The sequence below is a fragment of the Pseudoalteromonas sp. P1-26 genome, assembly GCF_001401795.1.
In the GTDB taxonomy this organism is placed as follows: Bacteria; Pseudomonadota; Gammaproteobacteria; order Enterobacterales; family Alteromonadaceae; genus Pseudoalteromonas.
Genome location: NZ_LKDX01000027.1, coordinates 47,106 through 61,187, shown reverse-complemented (window position 1 = coordinate 61,187; position 14,082 = coordinate 47,106). Strand labels below are relative to the sequence as shown.

Genomic DNA, 14,082 nt, shown 5'->3' with positions numbered 1-14,082 from the left:
CCGAATCGAACATAAAAAGAGCTTTCAGTCTTCAGCGGTCAGACGCGCGAAACAAGTTTCACGCCTACGAATGAAACATAGGCGCTAGGATCTGGGTTCTAGGTTCTAGGACGCGATGTTAAATCGCTGCTACAGACTCGAATCTCGCACCTCGCATCTCGCACCTTTCCCCTTTACTCTTTCCCCTCGTAACTTGAAACTTTCCTTTTTTAATAGCGTTATTAGGGGCTGATCTGTATAATCCGCGGCCTATTATTTACCCTATTGCTTGTTTATTTTCGCAGTTGCTGCGCCCATAACCCTGTCAGTATTTTTCTAGGAACAATTCGTTGATTTCAACCGCAAATATCACCATGCAATTTGGTGCAGAGCCTCTGTTTGAGAACATTTCAGCTAAGTTTGGTAACGGTAACCGCTATGGTTTAATTGGTGCGAATGGCTGCGGCAAATCGACCTTTATGAAAATTCTAAGTGGTGCGCTTGTGCCAACGTCTGGCAATGTGTCGATTGCACCGGGTTTAAAGCTAGGCACGCTAAGCCAAGATCAGTTTGCATTTGAGCAATACACTGTGGTTGATGCGGTGATCATGGGTGATGCAGAACTATGGAAAGTTAAACAAGAGCGCGACCGTATCTACTCACTGCCAGAAATGAGTGAAGAAGACGGCATGAAAGTCGCTGAGCTTGAAAGCATTTTTGCCGAAATGGATGGCTACACAGCAGAAAGCCGTGCGGAAGAAATTTTGATCCAAGCGGGTATTGAGCAAGAGTTTCATTATGGCTTAATGGCAAACGTTGCGCCGGGCTGGAAACTTCGTGTGCTGTTAGCACAAGCGCTATTTGCAAACCCTGATATTTTGCTGCTTGATGAGCCAACCAATAACCTTGATATTCACACCATTACATGGCTAGCTAACGAGCTTAACCAGCGTAAGTGTACTATGATTATCATCTCGCACGACCGTCACTTCTTAAACTCGGTGTGTACACACATGGCCGATATCGATTACGGTGAGCTAAGAATTTACCCAGGTAACTACGAAAAGTGGATCGAAGCTTCAAGCTTGCAACGCGAACAGCTACTTGCTGAAAACGCAAAGAAGAGCGCCGAAATTGACGAGCTACAAGAGTTCGTAAACCGTTTTGGTGCTAACGCATCAAAAGCAAAACTAGCGAGCTCTCGTGCTAAGCGCATGGATAAAATTAAGCTTGATGAGGTAAAATCATCAAGCCGTATTAGCCCATCACTTCGTTTTGACGAAGGCAAACAGATGTATCGCCAAGCACTAGAGCTTACTAAGCTAGGTCATGGCTTTGATGGCGAAACTCTGTTCAGCGGTGGTGAGTTATTACTTGAAGCCGGCGCTAAGCTTGCAGTTATTGGTGAAAACGGTGTTGGTAAAACCACCCTATTACGTTGCCTAGTGAATGAATTACAAAGTAACGAAGGTGTGGTTAAGTGGTCTGAAAATGCCAGCATTGGTTATTGCCCGCAAGACAGCAGTAAAGACTTTGATAACGACTTAACTTTATTTGATTGGATGTCGCAGTGGCGCACCGCTAAGCACAACGATTTAATGGTGCGTGCTATGTTAGGCCGTTTATTATTCACCGCAGATGACGCTAACAAAAAAGCCCGTAATTGCTCGGGTGGTGAAAAGAACCGCCTATTGTTTGGTAAGTTAATGATGCAAGACATCAACGTGCTCATTATGGACGAGCCAACTAACCACATGGATATGGAAGCCATTGAAGCACTCAATAATGCATTAAAAGATTACCAAGGCACGCTGATTTTTGTAAGCCACGACCGTGAGTTTGTATCGTCTTTAGCGACTCGTATCATCGATATTAAAGATCAACAGCTTATCGATTTTCAGGGCACGTTTGACGAATATATGGACCATGTTGCGCAACAAGCGCAATAAGCCCTTCCAAGAAAAGGTGAGCAAGTTAGCTCACCTTTTTTGTTTACGTTCAGTTACATATTCACTTTACTGAATTACCCGTTTTAGGTAACTTAAATTTCTTTGACTTCAATAGAACAATAAATTTAAGGGACCTAAATGAAAAAACTTCTCAGCGTATCGGCACTTACTCTGGCTCTAACAGCCTGTGGTGGCGGTTCATCAACAGATAAAACGCCAGATGTAAAAGTAGAGCAAAATACTGCACCGACGCTTTCTGGCTCACTCACTCTCTCAGCCAAAGCGCTTGAATCAACTAATTTAGTTGTTGATTTAAAAGATGAGCAAAACGACAGTGTGACAACAACGATTATTGATAAACCAGAGTGGCTGACTGTAACCACCAGCAGTAATCAAGTAACTTTTAGTGCAGAGCCGAGCTTATTCGAAGTAGCTAACCACGCTTTTACTGTGGAAGTGTCTGACGGTAAAGCGAGTAATCAATATACCCTAACCGTTAATGTCGCCGAGAATCGTGCTGCATGGCAACCTATTGAGCTTAGCAATAGCGAAGTGATGGGTAATTGGCAATCAAGCGATGGTAGCGTAGAGCTGGTATTTGCTACTGAAGGTGTCGGGGTAATTGCTCAAAATGGTGAGCTAAGCCGTTTTGATTGGTCGAACCCTGATGTGATTGCATTAAATACCCAAGCGATTGATTGCTTGCAAGAATGTAATCAACAAGCCCTTCTTGAAATGGAAGTGTTGGCTAAGCGCGATGATGCTATTCGTGTTGAGCTTTTTAATGTTTCAACCGATAAAGGCGAAGTCGTTACCCTTTATAAATCAAATACAGAGTTTAGTTCTGCGTACTACGCTGATGTAGAGCAAAGCTCATTCCACTCAGTTAATTTTTTAAGTGCAGCAGGTGAAGAAAGTTACTTTGAAGTACCTTTAGCAAGCTTTATTCCGACGGCTTCAGGAAATACTACGTCATTCCCTCATGCTGAATTTTCGGCAACGTTAGATGGCAAAACATTAAAAATTGAGAGTGATACATTAGTTGTAACTCAAAACACAAAACAATTTAGTAACCTTGGTCATGAGGTAGATGTCGCATTTGATCTTGATCTTGTTGATGCAGAAGTCATTGCCCAATTTGATGACTTTTTAGTGCTAAAACTACGTCATGCTCTAACTTATCAAGATGAAAGTGCTCAGAATTATATTAATGAGTCAGCCGAACTTGCTGAAGCATTGCAAGTAAAAACAACGATTAGCACACTGCGCAAACTTACTCCTATTGCGGTTCCTGAGCTTACAGTAGGCAAATCATATACAGGCCGTTTGAATAACAAAAATTCAGATACAGGTGAAGGCCTAACGTTCCGCTATTTACCAACATTTTTCACCATCACTGCCGCCGATACTGCAACGGTAACATTTAATACGCCTGAAAATACTGACTCGTTTAAGTGGCATTACGACTTAGACAATAATGGCGAAACAGTTAAAGTAACAGGCAATGGCCTAGATACTAGCTTACAATTTTTCACTCAGCCTGATGGCAAAATGATCATGGCGCGCGAACGAAATAAAGACGAACGCCAAGCTCGCTTAGGGTATGAATTTATGGAAGTGATTGATGATTCAACCATCACACTTGATGACTATAAGCAGCTATTTAGTTACTTACGTCAAGGCTATACTAGCGGCAACCAGAAGATATACTGGTATATAAATGATGATGGTAAAGGCAGCTTCTATTATGCTGACCAATATGGCCTAGAAAACAGAGCTAACTTTACGCCAAGTAGTTATTGGCAATTAGAAGCTGATAACAGCATTAGCTTTGCAATGATGTCACAGTGCCCAGGTGCAGTTGATTATGCTAGCTGTAAAAATGAAGTGTTAGCAAATCAAGAAGTTGCCTATTCATCATTACTCAATTTTAAAATTCTTGCTAAAGAAGGTGATAAGTACCTTTTTGATCGTCTGTTTTGGCAAAGCACGTATGCTTATAGTGAAAGAGAGTTAAAAGAGAGTATTTTTCAAAATAGTTATTGGTTTGGGGTTGAGAAGTAAAAGAGCTTTCAGCCTTCAGGTCAGACGCGCGAAACAAGTTTCACGCCTACGGTGAAGACATTAGGTGCTAGGTTCTAGGCACTAGGACGCGATGTAAAATCGCAGGCTTTTAGTCGATAGAGGTCAGATGTTAGATGTCAGCAGATCTGTGGGGTTATTTAGGTCGAGTGTCCTTCTCAGCATTCGACCTTTTCACTTTCCAGGTAAGTTGGGTCGAGCGGAGCGACACCCAACATATAGAATCGGTCAGCTGTCAGCCTTCAGCGATCAGACGCGCGAAACAAGTTTCACGCCTACGTGTAGCAGCGGGTTTATCCCGCGTCATCAGCGAGGTTCTGGGTTCTAGGACGCGATGTAAAATCGCTGCCACCTCGAATCTCGCATCTCTTACCTCGTAACTTTACTCTTTCCCCTCGTAACTAGTAACTAACAAAAAAGGCCACACAGTTAAACTGTGTGGCCTTTGTACTTAACGGAATTTTAGATTAAATATCGAAGCGGTCGGCGTTCATTACTTTCACCCATGCGTCGACAAAGTCTTTTACAAAACGTTCGTTGTTGTCGTCTTGCGCGTAAAACTCTGCGTATGAGCGTAGGATTGAGTTTGAACCAAACACTAAATCAACGCGTGTTGCTGTCCATTTAGTTACACCTGTGCTGCGATCAATGATGTCGTAATAGCCTTTACCTAGTGGTTTCCACGTATTAGCCATATCGGTTAGGTTAACGAAAAAGTCAGTACTGAGTGTGCCTACGTTATCTGTAAATACACCGTGTAAAGTACCGTTATGATTAGTACCAAGAACACGCATGCCACCAACAAGAGCGGTCATTTCTGGTGCTGTTAAGCCCATTAATTGCGTACGCTCTAACATTAGCTCTTCTGCTGAAACCGCATAGTCTTTTTTGAGCCAGTTACGGAATCCATCATGAATTGGCTCAAGCACGTCGAACGAGTCTGCATCTGTCATCTCGTCTGTAGCATCACCACGGCCAGGCGCAAATGGCACGGTTATATCAACACCCGCTGCTTTTGCTGCTTGTTCAACCGCTGCTGAGCCACCAAGTACAATTAAATCAGCGAGGCTTACTGGTTTACTTAAACCCGCTTGTACTGATTCAAGTGCGCTTAATACTTTAGCTAAACGCTCAGGCTCGTTACCTTGCCAATCTTTTTGCGGTGCTAGGCGAATACGTGCACCATTTGCACCACCGCGATGGTCTGAACCACGGTAAGTACGGGCGCTATCCCATGCTGTTGCAATTAAGTCTGCTTGACTTACACCACAGTTAAGTAGCTTGGTTTTAAGCTCGCTAATTTCGCTGTCTGATAAGGTGTAATCCACCGCTGGGATCGGATCTTGCCAGATCAGATCTTCGCTTGGTACATCGGCACCTAAATAACGTGATTTAGGACCTAGGTCACGGTGCGTTAGTTTGAACCATGCACGTGCAAACACATCACTAAAGTATTCAAAATCATCGTTAAAACGCTCGATAATCTTACGATAGGTTGGGTCCATCTTCATCGCCATATCGGCGTCGGTCATAATAGGATTTAAACGAATTGATGGATCTTCTACATCAACTGGTTTGTCTTCTTCTTTAATATCGATTGGCTCCCACTGCCACGCACCTGCCGGGCTCTTCTTAAGTTCCCACTCGTAGTTAAGCAGTAAGTAGCAATAGCCGTTATCCCACTTAGTTGGGTGAGTTGTCCATGCGCCTTCGATGCCCGACGTCATGGTATCGCGACCAATACCACGTGAATTGTGGTTGTTCCAGCCAAGGCCTTGCTCAAATACATCAGCTGCTTCTGGCTCAGGGCCTACGTTTTCTTCACTACCATTACCATGAGTTTTACCCACAGTGTGGCCACCGACTGTAAGCGCTGCAGTTTCTTCGTCATCCATTGCCATACGGGCAAATGTTTCGCGAACTTGTTCTGCCGTTTTAAGCGGGTCTGGGTTACCATTCACCCCTTCTGGGTTTACATAAATTAAGCCCATTTGTACCGCTGCCAATGGGTTTTCCATGGTGTCTGGTTTAGCTACATTTGAATAGCGCTCATCACTAGGTGCTAACCATTCTTTTTCAGCGCCCCAGTAAACGTCTTTTTCTGGGTGCCAAATATCTTCGCGGCCACCGGCAAAGCCAAAGGTTTTTAAACCCATTGATTCATATGCCATATTACCGGCTAAGATCATTAAATCTGCCCAAGAAAGCTTGTTACCGTATTTCTTTTTGATTGGCCAAAGTAAGCGACGTGCTTTGTCTAAGTTAGCGTTATCTGGCCACGAATTTAATGGCGCAAAACGTTGGTTACCTGTACCACCGCCACCACGGCCATCTTCTAAACGGTATGAACCCGCTGAGTGCCATGCCATACGGATCATTAAACCACCGTAATGGCCCCAGTCAGCTGGCCACCATTCTTGGCTTTCGGTCATTAGATTTTTTAAATCGGTTTTAACGGCTTCAAGGTCAAGAGATTTGAAAGCTTCTGCGTAATTAAAGTCTTTGCCGTAAGGATTCGTTTTGCTGTCGTGTTGATGAAGAATGTCGAAATTGAGCGCGTTTGGCCACCAGTCAGTATTTGATTGAGCGGTGACAGTGTTACTACCATGCATAACCGGGCATTGGCCCGTTTTTCCATTACTCATTATATGCTCCTCATAAGCTAAAAATATGACGAAACGCTAAAAAGTCGCTTTTATCCCTTTCGTCATAAAGAGAGATTTTCTAATAGTTATGAATAACTAATAGCTAATAAGTTCCTGTTGTTTAAAACTATAGGAGTTGTATATAAATAAAGCTAGATCTAGATCATGGTTTTAAATCGATTGCACCGATAGAAAAATCTGATTTGATTCATTTTGTAAAACCGTCCATTTTATAAGGGTATTTTTTAACAGCGAGTAGCCCTTATGAAAACTATTAATCCTGACGTTGCTAGACAACTAAGCATTAACTTTTTTATCGCCAATTTACCTATTTTAATGTTAACGGGGCTGGTAGTTGCTTCGCTTGTGGGGCTAACCTTTAGAAGTTCGGTGTTGTTTTGGCTGGCACTGTTAATCACACCTTTAAGCATAAATTATTTATATTCTAAAAAACGTATCAAACAGTTTTGCAAAGACAACAAATGCACTGATATTTCTTGCCTTGCTAAGCAAACTGATTAATTTTTAATTTTATTACCCAGTCACCAGATTATTTAGACAACAACTTGTATAAATATTAATTAGTTATGTGAGTTTTTGCGGCAATTTGAAGGTGACAGTAACGCCGTTATCAGGTTTACTATCGATGCTCACTTCGCCTTGCAGCGCTTGCGTTGCAAGGTTATAAACTATCGACATACCTAAACCACTGCCACCATTACCTCGCTTGGTAGTGAAAAATGGCTCAAATACCTTGTACATTACATCTTCGGTCATGCCATGACCGTTGTCTTTATAGGTTATGGTGTAACTATTGGTGTCGTTATCGATACTTACAGCGATATCTATGCGGTTTTGCTCACGGCCAACAAATCCGTGCACACAGCTGTTATTTACAAGATTTAAGAATATTTGGCTAAGCGCCCCCGGCACGGTTATAAGCGAAAAGTCATCAACACAGTTGATGTTTACTTCAACACTATGACTACGTGTAAGTGGCATTAAGCTATGTAAGATATTTTCAAAGTAATCTTTAATGTTGGTTTCGAGTAAATTAAGCGATGATTGATCAACCGCCGTTTGTTTAAAGTCGCTTATGAGCTTTGCGGCCCGCTCAAGGTTGGTAAACGATATTTTGATACACTCGTTTAAATGATTCATGCCTTCAAGTAAGGCCGCTTTTGTTAAGGTATTTGAATCTATGTGCTTATTAAGCGTGTTTAGCTTATCTTTTGCTGAGCTATTTGCTGTGACAGCTATGCCAATCGGCGTATTTACCTCATGAGCAATCCCCGCAACAAGGTTACCTAGTGAAGCCATTTTTTCGGCTTCAATGAGTTTTTCTTGCATCGCAGTCAGTTCAGATAAGGTTTTTTCAAGCGTACGAGTTCGTTCTGCAACACGTTGTTCTAGATGCTGATTGGCACGCTCAAGTTCAGCATTGATACGTTCGTTTTCTTGTGCCGAGAGCGCTCTGCCATAAAGATCTGCCAAAGCACCGATGAATGAGCATTCATCTTCTGTCCATTGCCGCTTGCCACCTATATGCTCACAGCAAAATATTCCGATCATTTTTCCTTTATAGCGAATTGGCGCATCGAGCATTGCACCTATGTTAAGAGGTGTTAAGTAACTTTCGCTAAATTCAAAGGTGGCAGGGTCGGTATGAGCATCTACTGCGGTAATCGTACGTTGGGTGTCGAGCGCTTTAAAATAGGCAGGATATGCATCACGAGGGAGCACTAACATTTGAATTTCTTTGCCGTTTTCTCTATCAAGTAATAAACGGCATTCAATCGCCGTATTTTCGGCGTTTAACAGCCAGATCCCAGCTCGGCCAATTTCTAGGCCATCAAGTACAGCATTCAGAATTAAGCGTTCAGCTAATTCAACATTGCCACTATCAAGATCAGAAGAAATCGATACTCCATACAGCAGTTGGACTAGTTGTTGGCGCATACTCTCACCTTTTAGTTTTACGACTCCTTAAGTCTAGACGAACATTGTGATTCTGACAGAACGAATATAAGTTTTTAAAAACTCATTAAGTATTAAGTAGTTGTTCAGATTAAAATGGGTATATTGTACCTAACTCCTGTTGATACCCCTTACGACTTTATGTTGTTTAAGCAGTTTGGCCAGCTCTCCCCCGAGCTGGCTTTTTTTTGCCTAGTCCACAATGCTCACGCATGTTACAGTTACCTCAGAAATCACTAAAAATTAATATGTCATGCGTTATACCTTAATTTTAATCACTTTTTTAATGAGCTTTAGTACATTTGCAGCAGCTCAAAATGAGCCAGAAAACCGCCCTGCTTTAACCGAAGCAGAGCAACAACAAGCTCTCGATAAGCTTCAAGAACCTATGTATAAGCCATTGTTAGAGCGCTATATTCTTGATGAATTAAAATCTGTGCGCCAAGACCAACAAAAACTGCGCGAAGATGTGACAAAACAAGTTGCTCATACGCAACTAGATACTGCCGATCGAGCATTAACTTATACAACAGACACCATTAATAATGTGTTTTTCATTATTACGATTACTGCTTCAATTTTGGTTTTAGTTGGTTGGAATTCACTGCGTGATGTGAAAAACAAAGTAGAAGACATAGTAAACTCACGTGTTAGTGCGATTACACAAGAATACGAAGAGCGCCTAAAAGTACTTGAAGAAAAGCTACGTGAGCGATCTGAAGAGATCTTATTAAACCAACAAAAGATCTCAATCACTAATGAAGTTCATTCTTTATGGATGCGTGCCAATTTAGAAAGCGACGTTGCGAATAAGATTGAGATTTTTGACGAGATCTTAAAACGTAAACCAGAAGACGTAGAAGCCATTGCCTATAAAGCAGATGCACTGTTAGAAATTAACGAAACAGGTGAAGCTATCGAGCTTTGTAATCAAGCATTAGAAATTGATAGCGACTACGGCTACGCATACTGGCAACGTGCTTGTGCCTATGCGTTACTGCACAAACACGCCGATGCAATGGCTGATATTCGTATGGCCCTTGAGTATTCTCCTAACCTACGTAACGAGCTATTACACGAAAGCGCGTTTGCCAGCCTACACGACAACGACAGCTTTAATTCGTTGCTAAACGAAACGGCATAGCCGAACCCCATGTAGCAGCGGGTTTATCCCGCGTCATCAGGTGCTAGGGTTTAGGATTTAGGTCCTAGGCGCTAGGACGCGATGTGAAATCGCTGGCTTTTAGCCTTTAGAGGTCAGATATTAGATATCAGCCGAACTGCGGGGTTGGTTAGTTCGAGTGTTTTTCTCTGCAATGAAAACCTTGTTCGAGGCATTGTAGGAGGTACTTTAGTGCCGAATTGAACGTAGAAAAGAGCGAACAGACGCGCGAAACAAGTTTCACGCCTACATGTAGCAGCAGGTTTATCCCGCGTCATAAGCGTTAGACTCTGGGTTCTAGGTCGCGATGTAAAATCGCTGCTACCTCATATCTCGTACCTCGCACCTTTCCTTGTAACTCGCTAACTTAAGACAATTCCCGGCTAAAGCCAGTCCTACCGGGGAAACATTAGGCGTTAGGCTTTAGGCTCTGGGTTCTAGGTCGCGATGTAAAATCGCTTCTACTTGTTCGGCGTTAAAACGCCTCCTACATCTCGCATCTCGTAACTTTCTCCTTTCCCCTTGAAACTCGCTAACTTGTAACTTTATTCCCCTCTATTGCAAAAACATTAAATACCGCTAAACTAATCATTAAACATCTAATGATTATAAAAGTAATCAATATGCGTTCTGAACAGGCTACAAAAATGGCACAAAAGCTGGGAGATTTGATACGCCAGCACCGAACACTTCATTATACGCAAAGTACATTTGCGAAAATGATTGGGGTATCACGTTCGACTGTACAAAAGTTAGAGCAAGGTGATGTTGTGAAAAGTGACATTCTTTTTGAAGCGCTGGTTGTACTTAACTTACAGGGATCGCTTCTTGATGAAATAAATGAATTAGCGGCCGACGTAGGTGGATACAATGCTCGCCAGCGCAAACGAAATTCACCACAGGAAATCAATGATGACTTCTGAGTGCTATGTTTTTATAGATGGTTTAGAAGAAAAACCCGTTATCTGTGGTTACTTTAAATTAGATAATCAATCAGGTCGAGGTGAGTTCAACTATGGTAAGAGCTATTTAGCCCGAAGCGATGCTTTTGCTCTAGATCCAATACATCTGCCATTAAAGTCGGGGATTTTCAATTACAGTGCAAACAGAGGTGTATTTGGCGTATTGAGTGATGCAGGAGCCGACTCGTGGGGGCGCAAGTTAATTCTTTCACTTCATACTACAAAACCCAAAAACGAGTTAGAATTTTTATTAGCCGGGTCTGGGTATGGCGTAGGAGCTCTTGTTTTTAGTCTCTCGCGAAGTGCCTCAAAGCATAAAACTAACAAAAACACCTTGTCTGATTTAGCCTTGCTAGACCAAGCTAAAGATGACTTGCTGGCGAATAAAACAATTTCTGATGAAGCTAAGAAAGCATTTGAATTTGGCCAAAGCATGGGGGGAGCTAGACCAAAGACCTCTATCCAAATTGACAACAAACTCTACTTAGCAAAATTCAATCGCCAAGATGATTTATTCAATCTAGTCAGAGCTGAACATGCTGCAATGAAAATGGCGGAACAGCTTGGTATTCGAACGGCTCCTACCTTTATTCATAAAACACATACCGGTGATGTGCTACTTGTTGAGCGGTTTGATGTTAGTAATGGGTTACCAACACACCACTTTTTAAGTGCGAATAGCTTACTTCAAAAACCCAAAGTTGCTATGAGTGATCTTTCAAATGACTACTCATATGGTCAATTAGCTGAATTTATTAGGCACCAAACAATGCAAAATGCAGGTGATGCTGAAGAGCTGTTTAAGCGAATGGTGTTCAATGCGTATATTGGTAATACAGATGATCACACTCGCAATCATGCATTCCTATATTCATTTTCACAAAAAAATTGGCGATTAAGTCCAGCCTATGACATCACTCCAATCAACAACTCAAAACAACATGGTCTTGGCTTTGGTGATGATGGGCGTTATGCAAGTAAAAGCAATTTTTTATCTCAGGCTAAGCGATTTGGGTTAGCAAATTCAGCAGCAAAAAACATCATTAAAGAGATTGAAGAATATTGCAAAGATTGGCCGACTCACTTTAAACATTTTGCAGACGTTAGTGATGAAGATATCACCCGTTTAAAAGGTGTAATTCCTGAAATTAATGAAGATTAATAGCGCGAAACAAGTTTCACGCCTACGTTTTATCCCGCGTCATAGGCGCTAGGATTTAGGCGCTAGGATTTAGGCTTTAGGTTCTAGATATCCTAGGCGCTGGGACGCGATGTAAAATCGCTGCTACCTCATATCTCGCATCTCATATCTCATATCTCGCATCTCGTTACTCGTACCTTTACTCTTGCTAACTTAAGACAATTCCCGGCTAAAGCCAGTCCTACGGGGGAAACATTAGGCGCTAGGCTTTGGGTTCTAGGACGCGATGTAAAATCGCTGCTACCTCGAATCTCGTACCTCGCTAACTTTACTCTCGCTAACTTTACTCTCGCTAACTTTACTCTTGCTAACTTTCACCCATAAAAAAAGAGCAGCTGAGCTGCTCTTTTTTCTAACGGAAGAATAACACTTTGGTTATTTTGCCATTTTCTATTTTGTAGCTGGTAACGAACTCAGAGCGCTTGTCGACGACTTTGGGGTCTTGTGTACAGGTTTCAGAGAGTTCGTGATCAATCACGATGTTGCCAAGTACAATGCGTTTTATTGGCGATGACTTAATGCACTTTAGCTTTTTAAACATGATGCCGTATCGTGCAATAAGTTTTTCTTTACCGGTGAACATCAACTCATTCGGGAATGTATAAAACTCAACGTTTTCATCGTACATCTTAATAAAAGCATCAATGTTACGAGCATTATAAGCTGCAATCAGCTGTTCAATCACCGCCATCGATTCACGTGACTGACGTGCTTTTTCTTGCTGCTTCGCTGTTAGTGCTTCTTTGGCTTGATTAACGGCTTTTTCTGCTTCTGCAACGGCTTGCTGTTTTTCGGCAACTGTTTTTGGTTGCTCTGCAGGTGCAGGGGTTTGTGTACCGAGTACTTTGCTATCATCAACTTCTGCAACCGCTTTTAAGGCTGCGGCTGTCGCTTTTTGTTCGTCGCTGCTTGTGGTTGTTTCACTCGTTGCCTTCGCGGCTTCTTCAGCTTTTTCTTCTACTTGAGCGGATTCTACAGTCGCTTTTTCAGTTTCAGACGCTGATTTTTGCTCTGTAGCTGGCTTTTCTTCAATAAACTCTAAGCTAGGTACGTCCTTCTTTTCGGCTTTTTGTTCATTGCTCGTTTGAGGTTGGGTTTGTTCGGTGGTTTCGTCACTTGCAATTGACTGCCAAGAGAGTAATAAACTGATTGCAAAAAATAACGGTTTCATACTTTTCCTAAATGCATCATTCCTGATTTGAGGCGCTAAGGTAGCAAATTCTAGCTGTTTGGCATAGTTTTTTACCAATATTGCTCTACTGTGATCTGCCCTGGTTCACGGCGTCTGTTGCGGCTAAAACCAAGCTCTAACAAAATAGCCGTAGTATCTTTTACCATTTGTGGGTTACCGCAAATCATAAATTGTGCGGTATCAGGTACAGTTGGGCGCCCTATTACATCAAATAAACGATGATCTTTAATTACGTCTGTGATCCGGCCATTAAAACCGATTGTGGCTGACTCTCGGCTGACTACAGGCGAATAGTAAAGATTTGGAAACTGCTGCTGTAGTGCTTTAATGCGCTCCTGATAACTTAAGTCCTCATTAAGACGAACTCCATGCACTAAATGAACATGCTCAAACTTTTGCCACACTTCGCCCTGCTCTAATATTGAAATAAAAGGCCCAAGCGCAGTACCTGTACTCAGCATATAGAGCTGCTCACTGCTTGGTACTTCATCAAGGGTAAAAAAGCCTGTCGCGCGGCGCTCTATAGTCACTGAGTCACCCGGCTTTAATTGTGCGAGTTGTTGAGAAAGTTGACCGTCTTTGACATTGATAAGATAAAACTCGAGGTCGGGATTGTTCGGTGCATTCACATAAGAATATGCACGAGCTACACGTTTATCACCCACTTGCATCGCTAGCTTTGTAAACTGCCCCGCCGTGAATGGCTCAACATCGGCATTAACGATTAAGCTAAATAATGAGTCGGTCCACCATTTAACGTCTTTTACCTTAGCTTCAACCCAATTAGACATACACATCCTCAATTATTGTTCCTCTATTAAAAGTGGCAACAATTGGTTGAATTTTCAAGTTTTAAGGGCCGGTTGCAAGATGCGGGCAGGATTTTACGCGAGGTAAACAGGCAGCTATAAAAAAAGCCGCATAAATGCGGCT

Annotated in this window: 10 protein-coding genes; 6 read left to right on the top strand and 4 right to left on the bottom strand. The window is 42.2% G+C overall.

The genetic code is table 11. The annotated features are described in order from the left end of the window. Positions 1 to 329: 329 nt before the first annotated feature. The gene (locus AN394_RS13800; RefSeq protein WP_082422994.1) at positions 330 to 1,928 is read left to right on the top strand and encodes an ABC-F family ATPase; all 1,599 of its coding nucleotides are present in this window, start codon (positions 330 to 332) and stop codon (positions 1,926 to 1,928) included. 138 nt (positions 1,929 to 2,066) lie between these two features. Then, complete coding sequence (locus AN394_RS13795) at positions 2,067 to 3,992, top strand: hypothetical protein (RefSeq protein ID WP_055021791.1); 1,926 nt, start codon at positions 2,067 to 2,069, stop codon at positions 3,990 to 3,992. Between the two features lie 485 nt (positions 3,993 to 4,477). Here the strand turns inward: AN394_RS13795 and katG are convergent, their stop codons facing one another. Further along, positions 4,478 to 6,655 (bottom strand): catalase/peroxidase HPI, encoded by a 2,178-nt coding sequence (katG, locus tag AN394_RS13790; RefSeq protein WP_054563203.1) that lies wholly within the window; start codon positions 6,653 to 6,655, stop codon positions 4,478 to 4,480. 264 nt (positions 6,656 to 6,919) lie between these two features. Between katG and AN394_RS13785 the strand changes: the two genes are divergently transcribed. Next, positions 6,920 to 7,177 carry a hypothetical protein gene (locus tag AN394_RS13785; RefSeq protein ID WP_054563202.1) on the top strand — a complete coding sequence of 86 codons (258 nt, stop codon included), beginning with the start codon at positions 6,920 to 6,922 and terminating at the stop codon, positions 7,175 to 7,177. Between the two features lie 63 nt (positions 7,178 to 7,240). Here the strand turns inward: AN394_RS13785 and AN394_RS13780 are convergent, their stop codons facing one another. Next, a complete protein-coding gene (locus AN394_RS13780; protein WP_055021790.1) occupies positions 7,241 to 8,614 on the bottom strand; it encodes a GAF domain-containing sensor histidine kinase in 1,374 nt (457 codons plus the stop codon). A gap of 271 nt (positions 8,615 to 8,885) precedes the next feature. Here AN394_RS13780 and AN394_RS13775 point away from each other — a divergent pair, with 271 nt between their 5' ends. The 3 genes from AN394_RS13775 (at position 8,886) to AN394_RS13765 (ending at position 11,918) form a co-directional block, all read left to right on the top strand. Further along, entirely contained in the window at positions 8,886 to 9,776 is an 891-nt protein-coding gene (locus AN394_RS13775) for a TPR end-of-group domain-containing protein (RefSeq protein WP_054563200.1), read from the top strand. 641 nt (positions 9,777 to 10,417) lie between these two features. Beyond that, the gene (locus tag AN394_RS13770; protein WP_054563199.1) at positions 10,418 to 10,717 is read left to right on the top strand and encodes a helix-turn-helix transcriptional regulator; all 300 of its coding nucleotides are present in this window, start codon (positions 10,418 to 10,420) and stop codon (positions 10,715 to 10,717) included. Then, entirely contained in the window at positions 10,707 to 11,918 is a 1,212-nt protein-coding gene (locus AN394_RS13765; RefSeq protein ID WP_055021789.1) for a type II toxin-antitoxin system HipA family toxin, read from the top strand. Before AN394_RS13770 ends, AN394_RS13765 begins: the two co-directional genes overlap by 11 nt. Positions 11,919 to 12,309: 391 nt before the next feature. On the opposite strand, the gene AN394_RS13760 is transcribed toward AN394_RS13765, so the two are convergent. Beyond that, positions 12,310 to 13,128, bottom strand: coding sequence for a nuclear transport factor 2 family protein (locus tag AN394_RS13760; RefSeq protein WP_054563197.1), 819 nt, complete (start codon positions 13,126 to 13,128; stop codon positions 12,310 to 12,312). 71 nt (positions 13,129 to 13,199) lie between these two features. Then, complete coding sequence (locus AN394_RS13755) at positions 13,200 to 13,940, bottom strand: ferredoxin--NADP reductase (RefSeq protein WP_055021788.1); 741 nt, start codon at positions 13,938 to 13,940, stop codon at positions 13,200 to 13,202. Between the last annotated feature and the right edge of the window lie 142 nt (positions 13,941 to 14,082).